A 26,364-nucleotide genomic window follows, 5' to 3' on the forward strand; every position below is an offset into this window, starting at 1 on the left:
CGCAGTAGGGCGGCCCCGCCCGGCACTCGTTCGGCCCGACTCAGAACGTGAACGGGTCGCCGTAGCCGGTCGTCTGGAGGGTGCTGCCCGGCGTATCGGCGCGGACGGTGATGAAGGGCATCGCCGAGGCGGGGGAGAGGCAGCCGTTGACATGCAGGGGAGTGTTGGCGTGGGCGAAGGTGAACGGGAAGGTCGACTCCTCGTCGAGTTCGGCCACCCCGATCGGCACCGCGGTCACCGTGCCCGGCGCGAGGCTGAGCGAGAGCTCGCCGGCCACCGCGCCCTCGACACCGATGCTGGGCTCCAGCCCGACACCGACACCGAATCCGATGCCGACCTCGGGCGGCGCGTCCACCGAGAGTCCGAGGTCGACGCCGAAATCGGCGCCGATGGACGGCGAAATCGAGGCGCTCATCCCCACTTCGGGCGCGATGGCGACCGAGATGCCGTCGGAGACGTCCACCGCGCAGCCGACCAGGTAACCGGCCGCCACCTCGCCGCCGCGCAGCGCCGAGACGCCGTCCAGCGCGACCGAGAAGTCACCCGACACCTTGACCGCGTGGACGAACGGCACACCGAAAGCGGTGTCGCCCCGCGGGAACCACCTGAGCGAAATCGACAGCCGCCACCATGCGGGCCGCCCCGGCGGCGACTTCCCCCGGCGCCGTGCCCGCGGCGGGGGCCGCGGATCCGATCGCGGTGACCGTCACCGCGCCGATCGCGGCCATGATCGAGACATGCGTGCGCTTCATCACCCTCCAGTCGAGAAGATCTGATCGGAAACTCCGGGCACGTCAGCTCTAGGCGAACTCAGCCCTCGGCGAACTCGCCGACGCGTCGTGCCTGGATTGCCGACCGGCACGGGACCACGAGCCGCCGGTCGAGCACATCCAAGCACACCGCGCACGGAATGGGGCGCAAATTCCGGTGATGCCGGAAATGCCTGTCTCGCAACCGCGCCGCGAAATCCGTACCGCACGGTCGCTCAGTTCGATTCGTCCCATCCGGAACACCATTTCTACCGAACTGTCCTGCGAGGCTCTCCCCGCACCGCGAAAGGAAAACCGTGCCCCTGCTCAGACCTTTGCTCGCCCTCGCCGCACCGGTCGGCGTGATGCTCCTCGGGACCGGCACCGCCTCGGCGCTGTCGGTCAGCCCGGCGGCCGATGCCGTCGTCATCGAAGTCGCGCATGCCGAGGCCCAGGTGATCACGAGCCTGAACCTCGGCCCCGTGCTCGGCACCCTTCCGCCGTCCTTCTCCCCGCTGGGCCGACAGCGGTTGGGGGAAGCGATCGGACGCGGCGCGGCCACCGCCGCGCAGACGCCGGGCTCGCGCGTGATCATCCGGGTCGACCAGCCGATCGCCGCGTCACCGGGCATCAGTGTCGAGGTCGTCCGATAGGCGAGATCGGGTCGGCGACAGAATTGCCGGGCGTCCGGATGACAATTGTCGGCGAAATCGATCATTCGCTTTCGCCGCATGCGACGTGCCGGTTGTCGAATTGTTTTCACACCCGCCGCGCGGCGCTTTAACCACTATTTCCGGCCATTTTCGCGGCGAGTACGCGGATTCGGCAGGAGTGCGCGAATCAGCTACTGCCGCTTATGGTTCCGAAGTGCTAATCTTGAGGTCGGCAATCCCCCCAGAAGGGCTTGCCGTGGTGGACGACGGTGTCGGTTCGGCAACATTGTGAATTGCCGGACAACGGTCCGCAGCGCATCGCGCAGCACCGTCGTGTCGATGCGGTTTCTTTACCGGAGAACAATCCGAAAATCTCTTCCGAGAAAGAGGGAAAAGATCATGAGTGCGATCATCGGACTCGGTTCCGCGGCGGCGATGGCAGCTGTCAATCTGGCGTGGGCGCTGATCTCCATCATCCTGTGAGCACGGCTGCCACCTGCCTGATCTCCGGATCGTCGGACCCGGAGATCAGCGGTGGTGCCCGGCCCGGGCGAGCCGGTGCGGCGACCGGGGTCAGGCGTCGAGGTCGGCGGCGACCATCTCGGCGATCTTGTCGAGGGTGGGCTGGTCCTCGCTGCTCACGACCACTTCGGTGCCGTGGGTGGCGCCGAGCGCCATGATCATCAGCGACGAGCCCGCGTCGACGGGTTCGCCGCCCGGCAGGGCGAGGGTGACCGGTACGCCCGCGGCGGCGACCGCCTCGGCGATGAGTGCGGCGGGCCGCGCGTGCAGACCGATGGACGAACCGACGGTGACGGTGGTGCTCGGCATCATGACTCCTGGTGGTTGAGTGGACAGCGGGGTCGATCGGGGAGGGGGTCAGGCCGCGGCCGGTACGGCCTCGGCGCGGGGGCGAGTGAGCAGCTTCGCGAGGGTCACGCACACCGCGGCGGTGATCGTGCCCGCGGCGATCGCGAGCACGAACCAGACGAGGTGGCCGACGGCGAAGAAGACGAAGATGCCGCCGTGTGGTGCGCTCAGGGTGGCGCCGGTGGCCATCACCAGCGCACCGGTGACCGCGCCACCGGCCATCATCGACGGGATCACGCGCAGCGGGTCGGCGGCGGCGAACGGGATGGCGCCCTCGGAGATGAACGAGGCGCCCAGCAGCCAGGCGGCCTTGCCGTTCTCGCGTTCGGCGGTGGTGAACAACGTGGGGCGCAGGACGGTCGAGGCCAGCGCCATCGCCAGCGGCGGCACCATGCCCGCCGCCATCACCGCGGCCATGATCTTCAGCGTCGCGGGATCGGCGACCGACAGACCCGCCGCGGCGAACGAGTACGCCGCCTTGTTGACCGGGCCGCCGAGATCGAAGCACATCATCAGGCCCAGGATCACCCCGAGCACCACCGCGGAGGTGCCCGACAGGCCGTTGAGCCAGTCGGTGAGGGCCTCGGTCACCACCGCGAGCGGCTTGCCGAGCACCGCCAGCATCAGCACACCGACGATGAGCGAGGCGAACAACGGGATCACCACGACCGGCATCAGACCACGGGCCCACTGCGGCACCGGGATCCGGCTCACCCACAGCGCCGCGAAGCCGGCGATCAAGCCGCCGACCAGACCGCCGAGGAAGCCCGCGCCGACGAAGACCGCCACCGCGCCCGCGGTGAAACCCGGTGCCAGGCCGGGGCGGTCGGCGATCGCGAAGGCGATATAGCCGGCCAGGGCGGGCACCAGGAAGCTGAACGCCAACGATCCCAGCTGGAAGAGCACCGCGCCGAGATAGGTTCCCAGGCCACCCGGCGGCAGGTCGGTCAGCGAGTTGTCCAGCACGACGGAGCTCGCGTTGTCGGCGATCTCGTAGCCGCCCACGAGGAAGCCGAGGGCGATCAGCAGGCCGCCCGCGGCGACGAACGGAATCATGTAACTCACGCCGGTGAGCAGGATCTGGCGCAGCCGGGTGCCCCAACCGAGCGCGTCGGGGGCCACCTCGGGGGTGGCCTCGGTGAGCACGGGTCCGTCGGCGGGGTCGCGCGCCACGCGCAGGGCGTCGGCGATCATCGCGTCCGGTTCGTTGATCGCGCGCTTGACCCCGGATTCGACCACGGGCTTACCCGCGAACCGCGCGCGGTCCTTCACCCCGACATCGGTGGCGAGGATGACCGCGTCGGCCGCGGCGATGTCGGCCGCCGAGAGCGGGGTGGTGCCGCTCGAGCCCTGGGTCTCCACCCGCACGGTGACGCCCGCCCGCTCACCGGCGGCGACGAGGGCGTCGGCGGCCATGTAGGTGTGCGCGATGCCGGTGGGGCAGGCGGTGACGGCGACGAAAGATCGCGGCCGGGTGGTCGCGGGCGGCTCGGTGGCCGGGGCGGGCGCGGTCGTCGCGGAAGCGGCCTGCTCCGGTGCGTTCCTCGCTGTCGACGCGGTCCGGTTCGCCGCGCCCGCTTGCTCGGCGGCGGTGCCGGAAGCCGGCGCCGCGCTCGCGGCCGGTGCGGGGGCGACCACCGAATCGACCAGGGCGACAACCTCGTCCGCGGTCGTCGCCGCGCGCAGGCTCCCCACGAATTCCGGCTTGACCAGGGCCCGCGCCAGACTCGACAGCAGCTTCATGTGCTCGGCGCCCGCTCCTTCCGGCGCGGCGATCAGGAACACCAGATCGGCGGGGCCGTCCGGGGCGCCGAAATCGACCGCGGGGGCGGGCCGGGCGAAGGCGAGCGAGGCCGCGGTCACGGCCGCGACCCGGCAGTGCGGGATGGCGATGCCGCCGGGCAGGCCGGTGGCCGACTGCGCCTCCCTGGCCAGGGCGGCTTCGGTGAGCGCGGTCGCGTCGGTGGCGCGTCCGGCGTCGGCGAGACGCTGGGCGAGCGCGGCGATCACCGCGTCCTTCGACGTGCCGAGATCGGCGTCGAGGCTGATCGTGGCGGGGGTGATGATCGAGTCGGCCATCGGTGGGGCCCTTCAGGAATGGGGGAGCAGGTCGAGCGCCGTGACGGCCACGGCGTCGGGGTCGGTGTGGTGGGGTCCGGGCAATCCGGTGCCGGGCAGTGCCGCGGCGGCGCTGCCGTAGGCGACAGCGCGGCGCAGCCGGTCGGCCGGAGCCGCGCCCGCAAGGTCGGCCAGCAGGTACCCGGCGAGCGCGGAGTCACCGGCGCCGACGGTGCTGCGCGGCCGGATCGCGGGCGCGGTGGCATGCCAGGCGCCCTCGGCGGTGGCCAGCACCGCGCCCGCGGCGCCGAGGGTGGCCAGCACCGCGCCGATACCGCGGTCGACGAGTCCGGCGGCGGCCCGGGCGGCGGCGAGCGGATCGGCCAGCGCCGCGGGGTCGAGGCCGGTGAGCTGGGCGAGCTCCTCGCTGTTGGGTTTGACGAGATCCGGTGCGGCCGCGCCGATTCCGTCGGCCACCGCGCGCAGCGGCGCGTCGGAGGTGTCGACGGCGATCCTGGCGTGCGGCAGAGCGCGGATCAGGTCGACATACCAGTCGGTGGGCACGGCGGGCGGCAGCGACCCCGACAGCACCACCCAGGCGGCCTGCGCGGCGAGTTCGGCCAGCAGCCCCGCCAAGTCGCGCAACACGTCCCCGGTGAGCGGCTGGCCGGGCTCGTTGATCTTGGTGGTGGTCCCGTCCGCCTCGGTGACGGTGAGGTTGATCCGGGCCGACCCGCTCGTCGGCACGCTGCGGTGGGCGATCCCGGCCTCGGTGAGGGCGCGCAGCAGCGGGTCGTCGGCGTTGCCGGGCAGCACCGCGACCGTGGGCACGCCCGCCGCGGCCACCACGCGAGACACATTGACGCCCTTGCCGCCCGGGTGGACGGCGACGCCGCGCGCCCGGTGGACGGCGCCACGGTGCAGCGGCTCGGCGAGGGTGACGGTGCGGTCGATGCTCGGATTCGCCGTCAAGGTGACGATCATGCCGCCACCACCTCGATGCCGCTGTCGGTCAGCTCGTTGCGTACCGAATCGGGGATGCCGGAATCGGTGACCAGGACGTCGATGTCGTCGATGCCGGCGAAGCGGACGAAGTCCTCGCGGCCGATCTTCGAGGAGTCGGCGACCACCACCACGCGGTGCGCGCTCGCGACCATCGCCCGCTTCACCGCCGCCTCGTCGACGTCGGGGGTCGAGAGCCCGTGGGCGCCGGTGAGGGCGTTGGTGCCGATGAACGCGGTGTCGACGCGCAGCCCGGCCAGCACCCGCAGCGTATCGGGCCCGACGGCGGCCTGCGTGATACCGCGGACCCGGCCGCCGAGCAGGTGCAGCTGCACGCCGGCGTGGCCGCTCAGCCGTGTGGCCACCGGCAGCGAATTGGTGACGCCGACCAGCTCACGGTCGGCGGGCAGCAGCGCGGCGATGCGCGCCGTGGTGGTGCCGGCGTCGAACAGGACGCTGCCGCCGGTCGGGGGCAGGTAGTCCAGGGCCGCCTTGGCGATGCGCTCCTTCTCCGCGGTGTGCGTGGCCTCGCGCTCGGTGGTGCCGAGTTCGATGGCGGTGAGAGCGGCGGCGGGGACCGCGCCACCGTGCACCCGGCGCACCAGCCCCATGCGGTCCAGCACGGCCAGGTCCCGGCGGACGGTCTCGCTGGTGACGCCGTAACGCTCGGCCAGGTCGGCGACCGATACGCGACCGCGTTGCCCGACGAGCGTGGCGATGGCCTGCTGCCGCTCCTCTGCGTACATCCGTTCCTCCGATGTTGGTTTATGTTGTTTTACGTCCGAGCGTGTTGCTTTGTCAATGGTTCGGAGTAGTCTGGATCACAACGAGTTGCCGACGAGCATCGTTCAGAACTTCCCCTCCGGGTACGAAGGAGACCGCAGAATGACCCGATCACAGCAGGTAACGACCGCCGGTACCGTCCTGCGCGGAACCCCTGCCGTGCCCGGAGTGGCGGCCGCCCCCGCAGTCCGGCCCAACCCGCGGCTCCCCGTCGATGCCCGAACGGACATCGTTCCGGAGTCCGAACGGGCAGCGGAACTCACCGCGTTGCGCGCCGCGGCCGCCACGGTGGCCGACCGCCTGCGCACCCGGGCCGAGGCGGCCTCCGGTGCCGCCGCGGAAGTGCTCGCCGCCAACGCCGCCATGGCCGCCGACCGTGGGTGGTCGGCCGCCGCGGAGAAACTGATCGGCACCGGCTCGACGGCGAGCGCGGCCGCGATCGGGGCGACCGAACAGTTCGCGCAGATGTTCAGCCGGCTCGGCGGTCTGATGGCCGAGCGGGTGACCGACCTGCGCGACGTGTGCGATCGCATCGTCGCCGAACTGCACGGCCTGCCCGAACCCGGTGTGCCCACGCCCGAACGGCCCTCGATCCTGCTCGCCCGCGACCTCGCACCCGCCGACACCGCGGGCCTGGACCCGGCCCGCATCATCGGGCTGGCCACCGCTCTGGGCGGCGCCACCAGCCACACCGCGATCATCGCCCGCCAGCTCGGCATCCCGTGCGTGGTCGCGGTCGACGGTCTCGACGACGTGCCGGCGGGCGCGCAGATCCTGATCGACGGCGCCGCAGGCACCGTGACCGTCGAGCCCGCTCCCGCCGTCGCGGCGGCCGCGGTCGCCGCGCATCGCGCCACCGCGGCGCGCATCGCGAGCTGGACGGGCCCGGGCGCCACCCGCGACGGCCACCGCGTCGACATCCTCGCCAACGTCCAGGACGGCGCGGGCGCGCGCGCCGCCACCGCCACCCCCGCCGAGGGGATCGGGCTGTTCCGCACCGAACTGTGCTTCCTCGATCGTGATGCCGAACCGAGCGTGGCCGAGCAGACCCGCATCTACCGCGAGGTTCTCGACGCCTACCCGACCGCGAAGGTGGTGATCCGGACGCTCGACGCCGGCTCGGACAAACCGCTGCGCTTCGCCGAACATCCCGACGAGGCCAACCCGGCGCTCGGTGTCCGCGGTATCCGTATCGCCGCCCGCGACAGCGGCATTCTCGAACGCCAGCTCGACGCCATCGCGGCCGCCGCCGACGGCCGCGCCACCCCGCCGTGGGTGATGGCGCCGATGGTCGCCACCGTCGCCGAAGCGCGGTCCTTCGCCGCCGCCGCGCGGGCCAGGGGCCTGGTCGCCGGGGTGATGATCGAGGTGCCCGCCGCCGCGCTGCTGGCCGAGGCGATTCTCGACGAGGTCGACTTCGTCTCGATCGGCACCAACGATCTCGCGCAGTACACGATGGCGGCCGACCGGATGTCGCCCGATCTGGCCGCGCTCACCGACCCGTGGCAGCCCGCCGTGCTCAGCCTGGTCGCCCGCACCGCCGCGGCGGGCGTCCGGTGCGGCAAGCCGGTCGGGGTCTGCGGTGAAGCAGCCGCCGACCCGCTGCTGGCCTGCGTGCTGGCCGGGCTCGGCGTCACCTCGCTCTCGGCGGCCGCACCCGCTGTCGCCGGGGTCGGCGCCCAACTGGCGACGGTGACCCGCGCGCAGTGCGAATCGGCCGCGTGGGCGGTGCTGCGCACCACCGATCCGGGCGAGGCCCGCGTCCAGGCCCGCCGCCTCCTGCTCGACGACTGACGGCTACTCGACGTCGATCGGCGTGCCGCCGGTGACCCGCACCAGTTCGTCGAAGCTGGTGGGGAACACGGTGTGGGGATGCCCGGCCGCCGCCCACACCACCTCGTGTTCGGCCAGCCACTTGTCGACGAACGTGCGCACCGGCGCCGGGTGCCCGAGCGGCGCGACCCCGCCGATCGGCTGCCCGGTCGCCGCGCGCACGACCTCGGGGGCGGCGCGGCGCAGTGTCGCGACCCCGGCGTGGCGGGCGACGAGTTCGACATCCACCCGGTGTGCGCCGCTGGTCAGCACGAGGACCGGCGCGCCGTCGGCGTCGAAGATCAAGCTGTTGGCGATCGCACCGACCGGACAACCGAGTTGAGCCGCTGCCGCGGCGGCGGTCGGCGCGGGCTCGGGCAGGACGACGATCTGGCCCGCGACGCCGTGCGCCCGCAGAGCGGCGGCGACGCGGAGGGCGTTGGGCGGCAGGTTCTCCGGCATGGGGTCACTGTAAGCGGCGAATTATCCCGCATATTCCGGCAACACACGGGTTACGCAGCTGGAGCGGGCGGCGTACGGTCGAATAAAGAGGAAGTATGTGTTCTAACTCACACCCGACGACCGGCCGCAATGACAGCACATTTCATCTCCACGGCGCGGATGTGGACGATTCGAGGAGTTACCCGATGAAATGTGCAACGAGGATGGCCGCGGGGGTGGGTGTCGGCTACATCCTGGGCCGCACGCGCAAGATGCGACTGGCATTGATGCTGGTCGGAGCCGGTCTGAGCAGGCAAGGCAGCCGGCAGGAACTGATAGAGCGAGGCACGTCGCTGATCAACTCCTCCCCGGAGTTGAGCCGGCTCGCCGAGAGCCTGCGCGGTGAGTTGCTCGGCGCTGCGCGCACCGCCGCGGTCTCCGTGGCGAGCAACCGCATCGACGCACTGAACGCACGCCTGCAACAGCACGGCAGTCACGACGAGCAACCCGGCGGCACCGATGCGGAGGAGCGCGCCGAGCCCGACGAATCCGACGAGTACCCCGCGGCCGAGACCGCTGCGGCGGGTGAGTCCGACGAAACCGAATCCGACGACAGCGAACGGGATCAGGACGCCGCCGACCAGACCGGCGACGAGGGCGCGTCGGTGGGCCGTCCCGTGACGCGCCGCCGCTCGGCCGCCCCCGCCGCCCGGCGCCGCGCCGCCCGCTCCCGATCCGAGGGCGAGCCGGACGACGAGCCCAGCCCGCGCCGACGCCGCACCGGCGTGCGCGCCGGGACGAGCGACCGCGCGCCGGTCCGTCGAACGAGCCGGTGAGCGCGATGTCCGCGAAAGCACTCGCCGACGCCGCGACCTCGGTGACGAACAAGGCAGCAGGCACCGCCGGAGAAGCGACACCGTCCGGGCAGCTACGGCGATCGCTCGAGCAGTTGGCGCAAACCCTTGCCCTGCGGGCCCTCACCGGCGTCTCGAACAAGGTGTCCGGAACCACCGAACGCCTGAACCAGGTCGCCCAGGGCGGCGGCGCGGGTCTGGTGTCGACACTGACCGGTGGCGGCGGTGAATCCGGCGACGGCGGGCGGCCGCTGTCGGGCGCCGTCCGCGCGGGCAAGGATTTGGTGACCCACACCGTCGCCGAGAAGCTGCGGGAGGGTGCGCGGGCGCTGACCGGAGGTTTCGGGAAGAAGGCCCAGGACAAGAGCCGCAAGCCGACCAACATCGTCGAGCAGATCGATGTGGGCGTCCCGGTCGACCTCGCCTACGACCAGTGGACCCGGTTCACCGATTTCCCGAGCTTCATGAAGAAGGTCGAGAACGTCGACCAGGTGTCCGACGAGAAGCTGAAATGGTCCGGCAAGGTGTTCTGGTCCAAGCGCACCTGGGAGTCCACCATCGTCGAACAGGTCCCGTTCGAGCGGATCGTGTGGCGTTCGAGCGGTGACAAGGGCTTCATCGACGGCGCGGTCAGTTTTCACGAACTGGCACCCGATCTGACCCGGATCATGGTCGTGCTCGATTACCACCCGGCCGGGTTGTTCGAGAAGACCGCCAATCTCTGGCGCGCCGCCGGACGCCGGGTCCGGCTCGAGCTCAAGCTCTTCCAACGCCACGTGATGACCGAGGCGGTGCTGCACCCCGACGACGTGGTCGGCTGGCACGGCGAGATCCGCGACGGCGAGGTGGTCGAGGACGACGGTGCCGCGGACGAGGACGAGGACGCGGACGTAACCGACGACACCGACGACACCGACGACACCGACGAGCCTTACGACACCGACGACACCGTTGGCGAGGAAGCGTTCGACGACGAGGAGTTCGAGACGGACGAGGCGGCCGGGGACGAGTCCGACGACCGGCCCCAGGACAGCCCTGCGGCGCGGCGCCGGACGGGCCGAGTCCGCGCCACCGCGGGACGGGAAGCCCGGAGATGACCGTCGAACCGGTCGGCGGCGGAGGCGGTGCGACGGCCAGGCCCGCGTCCTCGAGTCTCGCCGATGTCGTCGACTCGATCCTCGACAAGGGGCTCGTGATCGACACGTTCGCGCGGGTGTCGCTGGTCGGCATCGAACTGTTGACCGTCGACGCCCGGATCGTGGTCGCCGGCATGGACACATACCTGCGCTTCGCGGAGGCGGCCGAACGCCTCGAGCTGTCGAGCAAGGAGCCCAGCGGATTGACCGACCTCGTCGGCGACATCACCGAAAGCGGTGCCGAGGGCAAGACGAAGGGCGCGATCGAGGCCGCGGGCAAGAAGGTCATGGACTTCCTCGACGAGGTCGACAGCACCCAGCGTCACTCGTCGAAGGGCGGCGATCGGTGATGCCGCACCCATCGCCTGCCGAGACCGCCGACCGGGACTCCGACCGGCGAACCGCGATCTACGTCTACGGGCTCGTTCCGGCGGATGTGGAGCCCGAGCCCGACGCCACCGGAGTCGGCGATCCGCCCTGCACCGTGTCGATCGTGCGCCACGACGAGATCGCGGCGTTGGTCAGCGAGATTCCGCTGGACCACCCACTGGGCACGCCGGACGATCTCACCGCGCACGCGCAGCTCCTCGATGGCTCCGCGGCCGTCGCACCGGTGGTGCCGCTGCGATTCGGAACGGTGCTGTCGGACCCGGAGTCGCTGGTGAGCGAGCTGCTCGCGCCGCACCATGACGAACTCCTCTCCGCCCTACGGGAATTGGAGGGACGCGCCCAGTTCGTCGTGAAAGGCCGGTACGTGGAACAGGCGGTGTTGCGGGAAGTGCTCGACGAGAACCCCGACGCCGAACGGATGCGCGCGGAGTTGCGCGGCAAACCCGAGGACGCGACCCGGGATGTGCGCGCCGCGCTCGGCGAGCTGATCTATCGCGGGGTCGAGGCCAAGCGCGTCGCCGACACGCGCCGCGTCGTGGCAGCCCTCGAGGAGCTGGCGCCCCTCGTCAACGAACGCCCGCCGACCGACGAACTCGACGCCGCCCACCTCGCCGTTCTCGTCGCGCTCACCGAGCAGTCCAGGTTGGAGCAGACGTTGGCGGAGCTCGGCAAGGACTGGGACGGCCGTGTCGAGCTGAGGCTGCTCGGCCCGATGGCGCCCTACGACTTCGTGACGAAACCGCAGCGGGAGGAGTGAGACGTGGGTGTGCTGTCGTCGGTCCTGACGCTGCCGCTGGCGCCGTTGCGCGGCGTGCTGTGGGTGGCCGAGATCATCGCCGAGCAGGTCGATCAGGAGCTGTATCACCCGGCGTCGGTGCGGCGGGACCTGGAGCGGGTGGACGAGGCCGCCGCCGCGGGTGAGTTGTCCGATGAACAACGCGCGCAAGCGCAACAGGAAGTGCTCGACCGGATGATCCGGCCGCAGGACCAGGAATCGCCGGACCGGAAGGAGTGATCGGTGTGACCGACACCGAATCGGGCCGGCCCGCGCTGGGTGCGGGTCAGGCCGGTACCGTCGCGACCCGGCAACTGGCCGAGCTGATCTCGAAACCGATCGAGGCCGCCACGTCGAGCGAACCGACCGAGGCAGGCTGGTTGGTGGAGGTCGAGGTGCTCGAGGACCGCCGTATTCCGCCCTCGGCCGACATGCTCGCACTCTACGAGGTCGAGCTGGACCTGGACGGAAACCTGCTGGCGTACCGGCGCGTCCGCCGCTACAGCCGGGGCAGCACGGACATCGGCGAGAGGAACCTGCGGTGACCGCCATCGGCGGCGGCCCCGCGCCGCCGCCGCAACCGTACAACGGCGCACACCAGGGGGCGAACCTCGGTGACATCCTCGAACGGGTGCTCGACAAGGGGCTGGTGATCGCGGGCGACATCCAGGTGAATCTGCTCGACATCGAGCTGCTCACCATCAAGTTGCGCCTGGTGATCGCCTCGCTGGAGACGGCGAAGGCGGTCGGCATCGACTGGTGGGAGAGCGATCCGTGGCTCAACAGCAACGCGCGCAGGCTCGAACACCCGGTACGGGACCTCGAGCTCGAGAACCGTGAATTGCGCGAGCGGATCGCCGAATTGGAGGCGGGCGGTGGGCAGGCGCCGCTGGAGCGCGCGCGGGAGGAACGGCGGACGGAACGCGACCGTGAGTGACGGCGTCTGGTTGTACGCGGTGACCGACCGCCTCGCCCTCGACCTCGACGGACTGACCGGTGTGGCGGGTGAACCGGTGCGCCAGGTCGTCGCGGGTGATCTGGCGGCCGCCGTGGGCTCGGTGCCACTGGGGGAGTTCGGTGCCGAGGCGTTGCGGCGCAACTTCGAGGATCTGGCTTGGCTGGAGGCCACGGCCCGCGCCCACGACCGCGTGGTCATGGCCCTGGTTCGCCACGGTCCGACGGTTCCGCTGCGCTTGGCGACGGTGTTCCTGGACGACGACCGGGTGCGCGCACTGCTGGCCGAACGGCGCACCGACATCGAGTCGGCGCTCGATCTGGTGCGTGACCGGGCCGAATGGGGGGTGAAGGTGTATTGCGATCGGGCCGCCCGTGCGGCGGCGATCGCCGACGCGACCGTGGCCGACACCGGGCGCGGCACGGGCACCGCCTACCTGCTGCGGCGCCGCGCGGAGCTGTCGGCACAGGAGACCGTCGAACGGGACGCGCTGGCCCGCGCCGAGGAGATACACGCCCGGCTGGTCGAGCAGGCGGTGGGCGGCCGGCGGCAGCCGCTGACCGACCCCGTGCTCACCGGCCGCCGGGACTGGCTGGTCCTCAACGGCACCTACCTGGTCGACGACGACCGGGCGGCGGAGTTCGCGGCCGCCGTCGACCGGCTCGGCGCGCAAGTACCCGGCCTGCGACTCGAACTCACCGGGCCGTGGCCCCCGTACTCGTTCGCCGGCGTGGAGCGGGCGTCGCCGTGACCTACCCCGACCGCGAGCGCCGCGTCGCGCTCATCGATCTGCTCGACCGGGTGCTCGCCGGCGGTGTGGTCATCTCCGGCGACATCCGCCTGTCCATCGCCGACGTCGATCTCGTGCAGATCTCCTTGCGCGCGCTCATCTCCTCCATCAGCGCGCTCACGCCCGCTGAACTCGACACCGTCGGCGGGGAGGTGTCGCTGCATGACTGAGCCGCACGGTCTCCCGCCGCGGATCGACGCGGACCCGGAATCGGTGGAGCGCGGGCTCGTGACACTGGTGTTGACCCTGGTGGAGTTGCTGCGCCAGCTGATGGAACGCCAAGCGCTGCGACGCGTCGACGAGGGCGACCTCAGCGATGCTCAGATCGAGCGGATCGGCACCACGCTGATGAGGCTCGAGGAGCGCATGGAGGAGCTGCGTGTCCATTTCGGTCTCGCCCCGGAGGACCTGAACATCGACCTCGGGCCGCTGGGCACCCTGCTGCCCCGGGACTGAGGTCTTCGCCGCGCGTCCCCTCCGGTCGGCCGGGCGCGGTCACCACCCCAGAACCGCCGTCTTGTGGCTTGCGGCTCCCTCGCGCAGAGTCGAGCGGCATGCGACCGAATTCCGCAACCGCTCGTGTCCGGTGCACGCTGGCCGCGGCCGTCGTCGGCGCCGCGCTCGTCGTGTCCACCGCTCCCGCCGCATCCGCGCTGCCCGCCGGCCCGCTCGCTGTCGCGCCCGTGGCCACCCCGGCCGAGTCGGGGTCCTCGTCCGGCTCCGGGTATCTGCTGGAGGCGGCGCTCAACGCCCTGTGTGTGCTCACGGGTTCGCAACCCGGCTGCTGGGGCAGCGTGCCGCGGTGACCATCGGATTCGTCAGCCGTCGGTGAGGCCGAGGTCGAGGCGCGCCAGGTCGACGAACCGGCTCAGGCATTCGGTGGCCGCGGTCACCGTCCGTTCGATGTCGGCGATCATCACCGGGGCGTCCTCGCGCATGGCCTCGACGGGCTCCGGGGCGCCGCCCAGGTGGCGCCTGGCGAACGACGTCAACCGATCCTGGAGGAAGGGCGCCGCGTGTTCCTCGTTGAATCCCACGATGACCGGCGCGACGTCGAGGTTGCCGACCAGCGATACCGTGATCTGCGCCCGTGACATCGCCGCCACGCTGTCGCCGACCTCGACGACCTGCGCTCGGACTTCCTCGCGCTCGATCGGCTCCTGGAGCAACTCACCCTCGAGGCCGCTGAGCCCTTCCATGAAGCGCATCATCGCGGCCGCGTAGTCCGAATAGGCCCGCTGCCTGTTGTCCCGCACCACCTGCGCCACTTCGGCGCGTTCCTTGCGCTGGAGTTCCGTGCTGCTCACATACACCGCCGACCCGGCCGCGATGCCGCTGGACACCACGGCGGCACACAGGGCGGCGACCAGCGCGTAGCGCCCGCTGCGGGTCGCCGCACGAACGTCTCGCCGCAGGTCGGCATTGGTGGGTTCGGTGGGTGCCGCAGGCGGCGTGCCCGCGTGGCCGTCGCGCGCGGACGTGTTGATGGTCATCTCCGCACCGGTCCTTCTCGCGTCGCTGGTCCCGGTTTCCAGCGTTCGCCGTTGGCGGCGTCGGTGAATGCGTAGGGGACTACTCGAATCGGCCCGGACCGGTGCGTCGGCGAGTGCCGTCAGGTGTCGGAACGGGAGTGGCGCTGGCGCGCGGCGGCGCCCAGATAATCACCGAGTTCGCGCTGGAGGACGGCGTCGAGGGCTTGTTCGAGTCCGCTGTGCACGATCCGGGTGCCCAGTTCGCGCCAGCGGGTGAGCATCTGGGTGGTGGCGGCGGTTTCGGCGTCGGTGTCGGGCAGCCAGCCCGGTCCGTGGTCGTCGACGATGCGGTTCTTGGCGGCCACCACCAGCGTGCGCGCGACGTCTTCGAGTTTCGCGCGCAGGTCGGCGTACAGGTCGATCATGGTGGCGAGGTCGATGCCGTCGCCGTGCAGTTCGAGCAGCACTTCCACCAGGTCGGGGCGCAGCAGGGTGACGGTGTCGTCGTCGGTGCGCACCAGCTGCAGGTCCGCGAGACGGTCGAGGTGCTTCTCCTCGGCCTGCTCGGCATCGAGATCGGCCAGCAGTGCCACGACGGCGTCCCTGGGCAGCTGCACCGGGTCGTGGCGGGCGCCCCAGGCGTCGGTGACGGCCTTCTGCAGGCCGAGGATCTCGGTGAGGTCCTTGCCGGTTTCCCAGCTGGTGATGAAATCGGTGATGTGGGCGAGGGTGAAGCCGCGCTCGAGCAGCCCGTTGACGATCTGCAGGCGCGCCAGGTGCGAGTCGTCGTAGATGTTGGCGCGGCCCTCTCGCCGGACCGGCTGGGGGAGCAGACCCCGTTCCTGATACAGCCGGACGTTGCGCGAGGTGGTGCCTGCCGCGCGGGCCAGATCATCGATGCGGTATTCGGTCACCGTCCTCGCCCCGGTCCTTTCGGTCGCGCCCTCGCGCCCGGGCGCCCACGACGGCCGTGGCGGGCGCCCGGGTAGCGGCTGCCGGTCTCAACCCTAGCCAAGCGACGACAGGGCGGCCCCGGTGACCGCGGGTGTGTTCGCCCGCGGTGTCAGGATCCAGTCGTCGAGGTCGAGCCGGGCCAGCTGCCGCACGTACTGGGTGCCGAAGCCGGGGTACATGGTGGCGTTGAAGCCTTCCTCGGTGAGATACCAGCTGCGGCAGCCGGAGTTCCAGGTCGTGGCTGCGAGGCGGCGTTGCAGTGCGGCGTTGTAGCGGTCCTGGCGGTGCCGGTCGACCTCGAGGCTGTGCAGGTCGCGGGTGAGCAGCAGGTCGACGGCGCGCGCGATGTAGTCGATCTGTGCCTCCATGTACACCAGTGCCGAGTTGTGCCCGGGGCCGGAATTGGGTCCGAAGGTGAGGAAGAGGTTGGGGTATCCGGCGACGGCGACGCTCTTGTAGGCGTACGGTCCGCGCCGCCATTCCTCGTCGAGGCTGCGTCCGTCGCGCCCGGTGACGGGGATGGGCGCACCGGACTTGGACACCTCGAATCCGGTGGCGAAGACGATGCAGTCGGCGCGGTGCTCGATGCCCTCGGCGGTGCGGATGCCGCCGGGAACGATCCGCACGATCGGCCAGGTGATCAGCTCGCAGTTCGGCGCCTGGAGTGCGGGATAGTAGTCGTTGCTCATCAGCAGGCGTTTGCATCCGGCACGGAACTCGGGGGTGAGTTGCCTGCGCAACCACGGGTCGCGCACCTGGGCGCGCAGGTGCAGCCGGGAGACCTGTTCCACGACCTTGGTCAGCGGGCTGTTCCAGACCACGCCCAGCGCGACCGATTCGTGACCCCAGAACCAGGCTTCGCGAGCGAGCTTCTGGGTGAACGGGATTCGCCGGTAGAGCGCGCGGGTGAGCTCACCGGTGCCGCGGTCGACCCGGGGCAGCACCCAGCCCGGTGTCCGCTGGTAGACGGAGACGGCGGCGGCGCGGTCGACCAGTTCGGGGATGATCTGCACGGCGCTGGCGCCGGTGCCGACCACCGCGACCCGCTTGCCGGTGACGTCGTAGTCGTGGTCCCAGCGGGCACTGTGCATCATGTGCCCCTCGAAGGTGTCGATGCCGTCGATGTCGGGCAGCCCGGCGTTCGACAGCGGACCCGAGGCCAGCACCACCGCCCGCGCCCGCAGCGGCCGCTCGTGCCCGTCGACGGTGATCGACCACTCCCCGGCGGACTCGTCGTACACCAGTCCGGTGACGTTGTGCCCGAACCGCAGGTGCCGGCGCAATCCGAAGCGCTCGACCATCGCCTCGATGTAGCCGAGGATCTCCGCGCTGCCGGAATAGGTGCGTGACCAGTCCGGATTGGGCGCGAAACTGTAGGAGTACAGCCGGGAGGGGATGTCGCAGGCGGCGCCGGGGTAGGTGTTGTCGCGCCAGGTGCCGCCGACGCGGGTGTCGCGTTCGAGAATCGCGATGTCGGTGATTCCGCGGCGGCGCAGCCGGATGGCGGCGCCGAGTCCGGCGAAGCCCGCGCCGATGACGGCCACGTCCAGCGGCCGCTGTGCCCCGCTCATGCGACCGGCTCGTAGGTCAGGCTCTTCGACCAGGTCGGGCGGCTGAAGAACCGGCCGGGGATGCGGCCGGTGACCTTCACCAGGCCGTCGGCGAGCAGGTGGTAGGGGTGGCTGCGGTCGATCACCCAATCACTGTGCAGTTTGACGATCTGGTACATCGGCAGCCGGTTCACGATCGGCGCGCGCTGGCCGACGGCCTTGAACCGGGCCATCGCGGCGTAGAGGCGGTCTTCGGAGACGCCCATCTCCACGATGTTGTCACGCATCTTGTTCAGCAGCGGGAAGTAGCTCAACGCCCCGACGATCAGCGCGGGATTGGCCCAGCTGCCCACGAAATCGATGGCGAGCTTGCGCGCGGTGGCGTGGCCGAGCAGCTCCATGACCGCGTAATCGGTGGCCAGGTGCCGGGATTCGTCGGCGTTGATGCGTTTGAACACCTCCTGCGCCACCGGGTCGGCGATCTCGTCGGTGACGAACTTGATCAGCGCGCCGTCGAGAGCGACCTCGAGCATGGGGATGACGGTGCCCAGGATCGACAGCGACAATCCGTCGGAGTGTTTGTCCAGGAAGTCGATGACGAGTTTGACGTTGATGTTCGGTTCGGGGATCTCGTCGCCGTCGAGCATTCCCCACCGGCGCATCAGCGCGAGTTCGGCGTTGGCGTGGCGCTGTTCCTCGGCGTGGAAGTAGCGGTAGATCTCTTTCAGGGTGTCGGTGGGCGCCTTCTTGGCCATGGCGGCGAATCCGCGCGCGCCGACGTTCTCGATCCACATCAGATCCGCCATGAACGGCGCGAGTCTGGCGTGCAGGTCGGGGTCGATCGTCTCGGCCCCCGGGGCGTCCCAGTCGATGTCGGCCAGCGCCCACTGGCGGGCTTTGATCTTGGCCAGCATGGCGTCGAAGTCGAAAGCCATCTCAGGCTCCTGTCGTCTCGGTGGACGTCACCGGCCGGCTCGGGTTCTCCTGCGGGAGCAGGCGGTTGAGCAGGCCGAGGACGGTGGCATACGGGGTGGGCAGGGTGCGTTTGAGCAACCAGATCAGCCGGGCGTCCAGTTGCGGCAGGACGTAGAGGCGACCGCGATCCAGCGCGTCGAGGGTCTCGGCGGCCACCCGTTCGGGGGACACCCCGGTCAGCCGCATCGCCGTCTCGGCCAGCCGGGAGGAGCCGCCGGTGATGCGCCCGTCGGCGACGACGTTGGTCGTGACGAAGGTCGGGCACAGCACGGTCACCGCCACGCCGCTGCCCGCCAGTTCGGCGGCCATGGTTTCCGACAGCGAGACCACCGCGGCTTTGGCGGTGTTGTAGACGCCCATCCGCGGGGCGGCGGCGAATCCGGCGGCGGAGGCGACGTTGACGATGCCGCCGCGCCCGGCGGCCCGCAGCCGCGGGGTGAAGATCTCGCACCCGTGCACCACCCCCCACAGGTTGATGCCCAACGCCCAGTCCCAGTCGTCGAAGCCGATGTCGCCCACCGGCTTTCCGCCGATGCCGACTCCGGCGTTGTTGACCACCAGCGTGGGTGGCCCGGCGAAGACCTCTTCGGCGTAGTCGGCCAGCGCCTGCACGTCCTCGCGGCGCGCGACGTCGCAGAACAGCGCGTGCGCGCGGCGGCCGTAGCGCTGTTCGATCAGGCGCACGGTCTGCTCGGCGCGTTCCTTGTCGATGTCGGCACACACCACCCGCCCGCCGCGGGCGGCCACCTCGAGGGCGAAGGCGCGGCCGATTCCGCTGCCCGCGCCGGTCACCACCGCCCGGGCGTCGTGGCTGCGTCGGTCGTGGCCGAGCAGGGCGGCCAGCGGGGACATTCTCACCATCACAGCATCAGCGAGCAATGCGCCATTTGTCAATGGCGCATTGCTCGCTGACTATTGCGAGCCCCGGGTGCGGGTCACGCGCGCCGGGATTCGTGCCGTCCCGCCTCCGGTCGCTGGGCGGCGAACCAGGCGAGCAGTTCCGCGTCATCCACCGCCGTGGGATCGACGACCTGCGCCGGATCGGCCCCCTGCAACAGCCGCTTGACGGGGATCTCCAGCTTCTTGCCGTTGCGGGTGTGCGGAATCGCCGGGGCCTGCAGGATCACGTCGGGCACGTGCCGGGGAGAGAGCGCGGTCCGAACGGCCTCGGTGATCCGCGTCCGCAGCTCGTCGGTGAGCGTGATTCCGGACGCGGTGACCACGAACAGCGGCATCCAGTAGCCGCCGTCGGGTTGTTCGACGCCGACGACGAGCGCCTCGGCGATCTCGGGCAGGGCTTCGACCGCCTGGTAGATGTCGCCACTGCCCATCCGGATCCCGTTGCGGTTCAACGTGGCATCGGATCGGCCGTGCACGATCACGCTGCCGTGCGGGGTCAGGGTGATCCAGTCACCGTGCCGCCAGATGCCGGGGTAGGTGTCGAAATACGCTGCGCGATACCGGGATCGGTCCGAGTCCCGCCAGAACTCGACGGGCATCGACGGCATCGGCGCGGTCACCACGAGCTCGCCCACCTCCCCGCGCACCGGCCGACCGTCCGGATCGTAGGCGTCGAGCGCGACGCCGAGGAACGGCGCCGACAGCTCGCCCGGCCACACCGGCACGGTCGGGGTGCCACCGGCGAACGCCGAGACGATGTCGGTGCCGCCGCTGATGGAGGAGACCGGGATGTCGGCGCCCACGTTGTCGCGCAGCCACAGTCCGGTCGAGGAGGGCAGCGGCGCGCCCGTCACCCCGATCATCCGCACCCGGGACAGGTCGTGATCGCGGGCGGGCACCGCCCCGGCCTTGATGCAGGCCAGCAGATACCCGGGACTGGTGCCCAGCACCGTGCAGCCCAGCCGCGCGGCGAGCGCGAAGAGGCCGTCGGCCGCGCCGTGGGCGGGACTACCGTCGTAGCAGACCACCGTCGCGCCGACGAGCAGGCCGCCGACCTGGTAGTTCCACATCATCCAGCTGGGCGTGGTGTACCACCAGAAGGTGTCGTCGGGGCCGATGTCGGAGTGCAGCCCGACGGCCTTGAGGTGTTCGAGCAGCACACCGCCGTGCCCGTGCACGATGCCTTTCGGCTTGCCGGTGGTGCCGGAGGAGAACAGCACCCACAGCGGGTGGTCGAAGGCCACCGGTTCCACCGCGAGCGGCTCCCGCGCCGTCGAGATCGCCTCGGCCCAGCCGACGGCGTCCGGCACCGGGTGGCCCAACCGGGACACCACCACGGTGGCGGTCACGGTGGGCAGGGCCGCGCGCAGCGCCTCGATGTCGGCGCGGCGGTCGTGGCTCCGGCCGCCGTAGCGGTAGCCGTCGGCGGTCACGAGCACGACCGGTTCGAGTTGTCCGAGCCGGTCGGCCGCGGCGCGACCGGTGTTGTCCTGCCCGCAGACACTCCAGATGGCGCCCAGGCTGGCCGTGGCCAGGAACGCCACCACCGCTTCGGCGATGTTCGGCAGGTAGCCGGCCACCCGATCGCCCGGCCGCACGCCCAACCGCCGCAAAGTCGTCGCGAACGCGGCGGTGTCGGAGAGCAGTTCGTGCCAGGAGTATTCGCGCGGCGCCTCGTCTTCGGACAGCGCGACGATCGCGGGCCGGTCCGGGCGGGCCTGCTGCACCACCTGCTCGACGTAGTTGATGCGGGCGCCGGGGAACCATCGCGCGTCCGGCATCTGCCCGTCGACGATGCGCTCGGGCGCCGCCCCGAGGTCGAAGTACTCCCAGACGGCTCGCCAGAAGGCCGGGATGTCCTCGACCGACCACCGCCACAGGTCGTGGTAACCCTCGGTCGCGACCCCGTAGCGGTCGTGGATGAACCGCGCGAACCGGGTGATCCGCGCGTTCTCGACCCTCTCCGGGGTGGGCGTCCATTGCGACACACCGGTTTCGGTGAGCATGTCGGTCATCGCGCGCTCCACCCGCCGTCCATCGTGTAACTGGCTCCGGTCACCATGCCCGCCGCGTCGCCGGTGAGCCAGGCCACCAGCGAGGCCACCTCCGCGGGCTCGACGAGGCGTTTCACCGCGCTCTCGGTGAGCAGGACCTGCTCCACCACGTCCTGTTCGGGAATGCCGTGCGCGGCGGCCTGCTCGGCAATCTGCTTGTCCACCAACGGCGTTCGCACGTATCCGGGGTTGACGCAGTTGCTGGTCACCCCGTGCGGGCCGCCCTCGAGCGCGGTCACCTTCGACAATCCCTCCAGCGCGTGTTTGGCGGTCACATAGGCGGATTTGTAGGCCGAGGCCCGGATCCCGTGTACCGAGGAGATGTTGACGATCCGCCCGTACCGTTGCGCGTACATGTGCGGCAGTGCCGCGCGGATCAGCAGGAACGGCGCCTCCACCATGAGCGCGAGCATGGTGCGGAACCGTTGCGGCGGGAACTCGGTGATCGGGCTGACGGTCTGGACCCCGGCGTTGTTGACCAGGATGTCGACCTCGAGGCGCAGGTCCTCGAGTGCCGCCACGTCGAGCAGGTCGACTTCCCATGCGGTGCCGCCGATCTCGTCGGCGACGGCCTTGGCGCCCGGTCCGTCCACATCGGCGACGGTGACCGCGGCCCCGCGCCGGGCGAGTTCGCGGGCGCAGGCCGCGCCGATCCCGCCCGCGGCGCCGGTGACCAGCGCGGTGCGCCCGGTCAGGTCGATGCCACTCATGCGCGCACCGCCTTGGCCGCACCGGCGAGCTCACGGGCGTCCGCGCTGTCGAGTTCGGCCAGGTTCGCGCCCTTGGTCTCCCGGGCGAACAGCACGGCCACCGCCGTGATCGCGCAGGCCAACGCCAGGTAGATCGCGATCGGCACCGCGGACTGGTAGGTGTCGAGCAAGCGCACCGCGATGATCGGCGCCAGCGAACCGGCCACGATCGAGGTCACCTGATAGCCCAGGGACACCCCCGAGTACCGCATCCGGGTCGGGAACATCTCGGCCATGATCGCCGGTTGCGCCGAGTACATGAACGCGTGGAACACCAACCCCAGGATCACGGCGGACAGGATCACCGCGTTGTGGCCGCTGTCCATCATCGGGAAGGCGAAGAAGCCCCAGGTGCCCGCGGTGACCGCGCCGACCAGGTAGACGGGCCTGCGCCCGTAGCGGTCGCTGAGCCGGCCGACCAGCGGGATGATCGCGAAATGCACCGCGTGCGCGGCCAGCAGCCACCACAGGATCACCGTGGTATCCGCCCCCACGTGCACCTTCAAGTACGTGATGGAGAAGGTGACGACCAGGTAGTACATGATGTTCTCGCCGAAGCGCAGCCCCATCGCGGTGAGCACGCCGCGCGGGTAGCGCTTGAACACCTCGACGGCGCTGAACCCGGTGGCCTTCTCCTGTTCGGCCTGCTGCTGGGCGGCCAGGAAGATCGGCGCGTCGGTGATCTTGGTGCGCACGTAGTAGCCGATGAACACCACCACCGCCGACAGCCAGAAGGCCACCCGCCAGCCCCACGACAGGAACGCCGCATCCGAGAGGGTCGAGGTCAGGAACAGCAGCACCACCGTGGCGAGCATGTTGCCCACCGGCACCGCCGCCTGCGGCCACGACGCCCAGAACGCGCGGCTGCGGTCCGGGCTGTGCTCGGCCACCAGCAGTACCGCGCCGCCCCATTCGCCGCCCACCGCGAAACCCTGGATGAACCGCAACGTCACCAGCAGCGTGGGCGCCAGGTAGCCCACCTGACCGAACGTCGGCAGGCAGCCCATCAGGAAGGTCGCCGCGCCGACGAGCAGCAGGCTCAGTTGCAGCAGCTTCTTGCGCCCGTACTTGTCGCCGAAGTGGCCGAACACCACACCGCCCAGCGGGCGGGCCGCGAAACCGACGGCGTAGGTGACGAAGGCGGCCAGGATCGCGTCGAGATCACTGGTGCCCTGGGCGAAGAACACCTTGTTGAACACCAGGGTGGCCGCGGTGCCGTAGAGGAAGAACTCGTACCACTCGACCACCGTGCCCGCCATGGAGGCGGCCACCACCCGCCGCAGTCCGGTGGGGGCGGCGGGCTCAGTGCCCGGCCCCGCTGTGCCGACGCTCATCACATCTCCTTCACACCGACCGCATCCCCGTTGGTTGTGATGCGGCGCACACACTCTGGCTGGAAGTCGAGTATTCGTGCACACCTACTGCCCGATCAATGGCGAATTCCGCACCCCAGCTCTGCAAGAATGCAGATGTGCCCGCCGCGTACCCCAGCCCCGACGACCTCCTCGTGCTGCTGGCGGTCGCCCGCACCGGCCGTTTCACCTACGCCGGTGACGAACTCGGCCTCAACCACACCACCGTCTCCCGCCGCATCACCGCCCTCGAGCACGCGCTCGGCGGGCGCGTGCTCAGCCGCGGCGCGGGCGGCTGGGAGTTGACCGACCTGGGGCGGGAGGCGCTCGGCGCAGCCGAGGCGATCGAGGCGGCGGTGCGCTCGATCGCCCCCAACTCCCGCGGCGAGCGGACGCTGGAAGGGGTGGTGCGGATGTCGGCCACCGACGGATTCAGCGCCTATCTCGCCGCCCCCGCCGTCGCCGAGGTCCGCCACCGGCACCCGCGCATCGAAGTGGAGATCATCGCGACCACCCGGCGGGCCTCCGAACAACGCTCCGGGCTCGACCTCGAGGTGGTCGTCGGCGAACCACGCGTGCGCCGCGCCCGCGCCACACCCCTCGGCGACTACGTCATCGGCCTCTACGGCACCCCGGCCTACTTCGCCGAGCACGGCACCCCGGAGTCGGTGGCCGACCTGGCCGGGCACCCGCTGGTGTACTTCATCGAATCCATGCTGCAGGTCGACGACCTGGACCTGGCCCCCAACGTCGTGCCCGCCATGCGCGAATCCGTCTCCTCCACCAATGTTTTCGTCCACGTCGAAGCCACCCGCGCCGGCGCCGGACTCGGCCTGCTGCCGTGCTTCATGGCCGACCGCCACCCGGACCTGGTGCGCGTGCTGCCGGACGCGGTCGCGATCCGGCTCACCTATTGGCTGGTCGCCCGGCCGGAAACCCTGCGCCGCCCGGAAGTGGCGGTGCTCGTCGATGCGCTGCGGGCACGGGTGCGGGCCGAACGGCGCGCACTGCTCGGCTCATCTGCCGCGGTGAGCTGAACTCCTGCCGTCGGGGGTTCACACCTTGCGCAGCGGCGGCGGCTGCCACCGGCCGTCCAGCACCTCGCGGTGCGGGGCGTACAGGCGCATCGTCACTCCGAGCGGCCCGCGCGGGGCAGGCAACCAGTTCGATTCCCGGTCCGCGCCCGGATGGGTGTGCTGAAGGTACAGATCCAGCGACCCGTCGGCGTTGTAGGACAGCGGATCGCGGTCGCCGAGAGCGAACCGGTTCAGCTCGTTGGCCACCTGGAAACCCTGCTCGTCGTACATGGTCACCGACCAGAACGCCGCCACCGGCGGCAACTCGCTCTTGTCGAAGTGCAGCACATAGTCGTGCTCGCCGGTGACCGGATCGCCGTCGGCGTCGGTGAGCAGCAGCGGATACACCGCGTCCTCGGGCGGGTTGGCGCCCAGCCCCACCATGGTGATCACCGCCCGCTCGAGATAGAAGTTCCCGTACACGCCCATCGTCTCGACATGGTTGGCCCAGCCGTTGACCTTGCTGCCCAGCGCGGTGACCGCGGCGTGCATCGCCTCGAAGGCGTCGGCGCGGCCCGCCTCGATCTCGGCGCGTTCGGCGGGGGAGAAGCGGTCGGCGTCGAAGGACTCACCCGCGACGATGCCGAGCCGCGCCAGCCGCGCGAGAATCGGCTGATCGGTCAGATGCGGCGGGACGGTCGCCAGCACCTCGGCGGCGTGGACGAAGTAGTCCAGGGCGCTCATCTCGTGGACCAGGGTGAGCGGCTCGGTGGTCGCGTCGACCGGGTCGGTGGGCCGATCGGCCGCCGCACCGACCGGGGTGATCCGGAATCCGTCCTGGATGGCGTGCACGGTGGCGTAGTCGCCGGGCCCGTTGGTCTGGGTCCGGCCGATGATCCACGCGAACGGGGTCGGCGCCGGAATCACCGTGGCGCCGTCGGGCACCGGCCCCCGGTACCCGGGCGCGGTGACCACGAAATCCGCCGCGCCGGTCCCGGTGGTGCGTTTGCCCGGACTGGCGAACACATCGGTCCACATGTCCAGCATCGGCAGCATGTAGTAGCGGTCGCCGGTATCCGGGGTGTGCACCAACACCGGCCCCGCGGTCAGATCCAGCCAGGCGATCGAATACAGCGTGTCGAAGTTGGGCCGCACGACCGCGCGGAAATCCGCCGGTGGGAACTCGCGCATGTGATGGAACTGATTCGGCGGCCCGAACCCCGGCCGGGAACCCGCCACCGCACCGGTCTGCTGGCGACGGCTGATATCCATCGTCACCAGGGGATAGAAATACAGCGTTCCCTCGTAGCTCAGGGTTCGCAGATCATCGGAGAGGATGCTCACCGCGGTCACCTCGCAGTCGGTCGGGAATCGTGCCGTTCCGGAACGTCGCGTCCGATCCGCCTCCCGCCGGACCCCGCGCCGCTGGTCACGAGTGCCATGCTGCCGGTTCCCCGGTGGCGGCACTTCACACAGTCGGGGTGAGGTGGCGGGCCCGCGAAAGGCGCCGACCGGCGTGCCGCTCGCGTGGCGCCCTGCACCCGACGACGAAGCGCTTCCGGTTGAGGGGACGTTCGGGCTCCGGACCATCTCAGGGTCCAAAAAAGAACGCATCCTCTGCAGATTGGCAGAGGATGCGTGACAGTGTCCGGAGGGGGACTTGAACCCCCACGCCCTATAACGGGCACTAGCACCTCAAGCTAGCGCGTCTGCCATTCCGCCACCCGGACCGGTGTGCCCAGCAAGGTTATCGGATGTCCGGGGCGGGGACCAAATCGCGGGTCGGCGTAGGTGCCGGTGATGGCATTTTGCCTGGTCAGTGGTGTGGTCTTGCGCTCGTGGAGGATGTGAGGGGGTCGGCCGGGCGGGCCTGCTCCAGGATGCCGGTCAGCGCCGACGAGCCCGGGCTCTTCGGGAGGGACGGCGAGTTGTCCGGGCGGTCGGTGACCAGGGAGCGATGGAATGGGCGCGCGGTCGCTCCGGTGGGCCGGCCGACCCATCACGACCGGTTCGGAGAAAATTTCTCGTGGGGAGCGATGACTTCTCCGAGGGTGCTCCGTCCTACCTGGTGAAC

The 26,364-nt window shown here is 70.7% G+C and carries 30 protein-coding genes and 1 tRNA gene; 15 read left to right on the top strand and 16 right to left on the bottom strand.

Annotated elements, in window-relative coordinates; all coding sequences use genetic code 11:
* Positions 1-40: 40 nt before the first annotated feature.
* Positions 41-574 (bottom strand): MspA family porin, encoded by a 534-nt coding sequence (locus CRM89_RS07205; protein ID WP_172964457.1) that lies wholly within the window; start codon positions 572-574, stop codon positions 41-43.
* Between the two features lie 510 nt (positions 575-1,084).
* Here CRM89_RS07205 and CRM89_RS07210 point away from each other — a divergent pair.
* Complete coding sequence (locus tag CRM89_RS07210; RefSeq protein WP_086843082.1) at positions 1,085-1,402, top strand: hypothetical protein; 318 nt, start codon at positions 1,085-1,087, stop codon at positions 1,400-1,402.
* 339 nt (positions 1,403-1,741) lie between these two features.
* On the top strand, positions 1,742-1,885 hold the full coding sequence (locus tag CRM89_RS31285; RefSeq protein ID WP_172456883.1) for a hypothetical protein: 144 nt from the start codon (positions 1,742-1,744) through the stop codon (positions 1,883-1,885).
* Between the two features lie 90 nt (positions 1,886-1,975).
* Here the strand turns inward: CRM89_RS31285 and CRM89_RS07215 are convergent, their stop codons facing one another.
* From CRM89_RS07215 to CRM89_RS07230, 4 genes are read right to left on the bottom strand one after another with little or no spacing between them, the layout of a single operon-like run.
* Complete coding sequence (locus tag CRM89_RS07215) at positions 1,976-2,233, bottom strand: HPr family phosphocarrier protein (RefSeq protein WP_041561009.1); 258 nt, start codon at positions 2,231-2,233, stop codon at positions 1,976-1,978.
* Between the two features lie 48 nt (positions 2,234-2,281).
* Positions 2,282-4,351: a fructose-specific PTS transporter subunit EIIC gene (locus CRM89_RS07220; protein ID WP_086843084.1), complete on the bottom strand. Its 2,070-nt coding sequence runs from the start codon at positions 4,349-4,351 to the stop codon at positions 2,282-2,284.
* 12 nt (positions 4,352-4,363) lie between these two features.
* Positions 4,364-5,314, bottom strand: a complete 951-nt coding sequence (locus CRM89_RS07225) for a 1-phosphofructokinase family hexose kinase (RefSeq protein ID WP_060591100.1) — start codon at positions 5,312-5,314, stop codon at positions 4,364-4,366.
* Positions 5,311-6,078, bottom strand: a complete 768-nt coding sequence (locus CRM89_RS07230) for a DeoR/GlpR family DNA-binding transcription regulator (protein WP_098083554.1) — start codon at positions 6,076-6,078, stop codon at positions 5,311-5,313. The genes CRM89_RS07225 and CRM89_RS07230 overlap by 4 nt, the downstream gene beginning before the upstream one ends.
* A 139-nt stretch (positions 6,079-6,217) precedes the next feature.
* Between CRM89_RS07230 and CRM89_RS07235 the strand changes: the two genes are divergently transcribed.
* On the top strand, positions 6,218-7,909 hold the full coding sequence (locus CRM89_RS07235; RefSeq protein WP_098083555.1) for a putative PEP-binding protein: 1,692 nt from the start codon (positions 6,218-6,220) through the stop codon (positions 7,907-7,909).
* 3 nt (positions 7,910-7,912) lie between these two features.
* Here the strand turns inward: CRM89_RS07235 and CRM89_RS07240 are convergent, their stop codons facing one another.
* Positions 7,913-8,389 (bottom strand): YbaK/EbsC family protein, encoded by a 477-nt coding sequence (locus CRM89_RS07240; protein WP_098083556.1) that lies wholly within the window; start codon positions 8,387-8,389, stop codon positions 7,913-7,915.
* Positions 8,390-8,574: 185 nt separating this feature from the next.
* Between CRM89_RS07240 and CRM89_RS07245 the strand changes: the two genes are divergently transcribed.
* From CRM89_RS07245 to CRM89_RS07295, 11 genes are all read left to right on the top strand, one after another.
* Entirely contained in the window at positions 8,575-9,204 is a 630-nt protein-coding gene (locus CRM89_RS07245; protein ID WP_098083557.1) for a hypothetical protein, read from the top strand.
* Between the two features lie 5 nt (positions 9,205-9,209).
* Entirely contained in the window at positions 9,210-10,319 is a 1,110-nt protein-coding gene (locus tag CRM89_RS07250) for an SRPBCC family protein (protein WP_098083558.1), read from the top strand.
* Entirely contained in the window at positions 10,316-10,708 is a 393-nt protein-coding gene (gene gvpJ, locus CRM89_RS07255) for a gas vesicle protein GvpJ (RefSeq protein WP_098083559.1), read from the top strand. Before CRM89_RS07250 ends, gvpJ begins: the two co-directional genes overlap by 4 nt.
* Complete coding sequence (locus tag CRM89_RS07260; protein WP_098083560.1) at positions 10,708-11,505, top strand: GvpL/GvpF family gas vesicle protein; 798 nt, start codon at positions 10,708-10,710, stop codon at positions 11,503-11,505. The genes gvpJ and CRM89_RS07260 overlap by 1 nt, the downstream gene beginning before the upstream one ends.
* Before the next feature lie 3 nt (positions 11,506-11,508).
* On the top strand, positions 11,509-11,763 hold the full coding sequence (locus CRM89_RS07265) for a gas vesicle protein GvpG (protein ID WP_098083561.1): 255 nt from the start codon (positions 11,509-11,511) through the stop codon (positions 11,761-11,763).
* A 5-nt stretch (positions 11,764-11,768) separates the two neighbouring features.
* The gene (locus CRM89_RS07270) at positions 11,769-12,068 is read left to right on the top strand and encodes a gas vesicle protein (RefSeq protein WP_098086904.1); all 300 of its coding nucleotides are present in this window, start codon (positions 11,769-11,771) and stop codon (positions 12,066-12,068) included.
* The gene (locus CRM89_RS07275) at positions 12,065-12,460 is read left to right on the top strand and encodes a gas vesicle protein (protein ID WP_098083562.1); all 396 of its coding nucleotides are present in this window, start codon (positions 12,065-12,067) and stop codon (positions 12,458-12,460) included. The genes CRM89_RS07270 and CRM89_RS07275 overlap by 4 nt, the downstream gene beginning before the upstream one ends.
* Positions 12,453-13,229, top strand: a complete 777-nt coding sequence (locus CRM89_RS07280; protein ID WP_098083563.1) for a GvpL/GvpF family gas vesicle protein — start codon at positions 12,453-12,455, stop codon at positions 13,227-13,229. The genes CRM89_RS07275 and CRM89_RS07280 overlap by 8 nt, the downstream gene beginning before the upstream one ends.
* Complete coding sequence (locus CRM89_RS07285) at positions 13,226-13,438, top strand: gas vesicle protein (protein ID WP_098083564.1); 213 nt, start codon at positions 13,226-13,228, stop codon at positions 13,436-13,438. The genes CRM89_RS07280 and CRM89_RS07285 overlap by 4 nt, the downstream gene beginning before the upstream one ends.
* Complete coding sequence (locus CRM89_RS07290; protein WP_098083565.1) at positions 13,431-13,724, top strand: gas vesicle protein K; 294 nt, start codon at positions 13,431-13,433, stop codon at positions 13,722-13,724. The genes CRM89_RS07285 and CRM89_RS07290 overlap by 8 nt, the downstream gene beginning before the upstream one ends.
* A 98-nt stretch (positions 13,725-13,822) precedes the next feature.
* Positions 13,823-14,074, top strand: coding sequence for a hypothetical protein (locus CRM89_RS07295; protein WP_086843089.1), 252 nt, complete (start codon positions 13,823-13,825; stop codon positions 14,072-14,074).
* Between the two features lie 12 nt (positions 14,075-14,086).
* Here the strand turns inward: CRM89_RS07295 and CRM89_RS07300 are convergent, their stop codons facing one another.
* From CRM89_RS07300 to CRM89_RS07335, 8 genes are all read right to left on the bottom strand, one after another.
* Entirely contained in the window at positions 14,087-14,761 is a 675-nt protein-coding gene (locus CRM89_RS07300) for a hypothetical protein (protein WP_098083566.1), read from the bottom strand.
* A 119-nt stretch (positions 14,762-14,880) separates the two neighbouring features.
* Positions 14,881-15,654: a MerR family transcriptional regulator gene (locus tag CRM89_RS07305; protein WP_011209393.1), complete on the bottom strand. Its 774-nt coding sequence runs from the start codon at positions 15,652-15,654 to the stop codon at positions 14,881-14,883.
* A 93-nt stretch (positions 15,655-15,747) separates the two neighbouring features.
* The gene (locus CRM89_RS07310) at positions 15,748-17,265 is read right to left on the bottom strand and encodes an NAD(P)/FAD-dependent oxidoreductase (protein ID WP_098083567.1); all 1,518 of its coding nucleotides are present in this window, start codon (positions 17,263-17,265) and stop codon (positions 15,748-15,750) included.
* A complete protein-coding gene (locus CRM89_RS07315; protein ID WP_098083568.1) occupies positions 17,262-18,179 on the bottom strand; it encodes a reductase in 918 nt (305 codons plus the stop codon). The genes CRM89_RS07310 and CRM89_RS07315 overlap by 4 nt, the downstream gene beginning before the upstream one ends.
* A 1-nt stretch (position 18,180) precedes the next feature.
* On the bottom strand, positions 18,181-19,071 hold the full coding sequence (locus tag CRM89_RS07320) for an SDR family NAD(P)-dependent oxidoreductase (RefSeq protein ID WP_107646856.1): 891 nt from the start codon (positions 19,069-19,071) through the stop codon (positions 18,181-18,183).
* A gap of 83 nt (positions 19,072-19,154) precedes the next feature.
* Positions 19,155-21,134 (bottom strand): acetoacetate--CoA ligase, encoded by a 1,980-nt coding sequence (locus CRM89_RS07325; RefSeq protein WP_098086905.1) that lies wholly within the window; start codon positions 21,132-21,134, stop codon positions 19,155-19,157.
* Positions 21,131-21,883: a 3-hydroxybutyrate dehydrogenase gene (locus tag CRM89_RS07330; RefSeq protein WP_060591087.1), complete on the bottom strand. Its 753-nt coding sequence runs from the start codon at positions 21,881-21,883 to the stop codon at positions 21,131-21,133. The genes CRM89_RS07325 and CRM89_RS07330 overlap by 4 nt, the downstream gene beginning before the upstream one ends.
* Positions 21,880-23,256, bottom strand: a complete 1,377-nt coding sequence (locus CRM89_RS07335) for an MFS transporter (protein WP_060591085.1) — start codon at positions 23,254-23,256, stop codon at positions 21,880-21,882. Before CRM89_RS07335 ends, CRM89_RS07330 begins: the two co-directional genes overlap by 4 nt.
* A gap of 98 nt (positions 23,257-23,354) precedes the next feature.
* Here CRM89_RS07335 and CRM89_RS07340 point away from each other — a divergent pair, with 98 nt between their 5' ends.
* Complete coding sequence (locus CRM89_RS07340; protein ID WP_098083570.1) at positions 23,355-24,311, top strand: LysR family transcriptional regulator; 957 nt, start codon at positions 23,355-23,357, stop codon at positions 24,309-24,311.
* A gap of 18 nt (positions 24,312-24,329) precedes the next feature.
* Here CRM89_RS07340 and CRM89_RS07345 read toward each other — a convergent pair whose 3' ends face one another.
* Both CRM89_RS07345 and CRM89_RS07350 read right to left on the bottom strand, forming a co-directional pair.
* Positions 24,330-25,634 carry a DUF1254 domain-containing protein gene (locus CRM89_RS07345; RefSeq protein ID WP_098086906.1) on the bottom strand — a complete coding sequence of 435 codons (1,305 nt, stop codon included), beginning with the start codon at positions 25,632-25,634 and terminating at the stop codon, positions 24,330-24,332.
* Positions 25,635-25,935: 301 nt separating this feature from the next.
* Positions 25,936-26,020 (bottom strand) — tRNA-Leu (locus CRM89_RS07350).
* Between the last annotated feature and the right edge of the window lie 344 nt (positions 26,021-26,364).

Origin of the sequence: Nocardia sp. FDAARGOS_372, assembly GCF_002554515.1 — a bacterium.
GTDB lineage: Bacteria > Actinomycetota > Actinomycetes > Mycobacteriales > Mycobacteriaceae > Nocardia > Nocardia farcinica.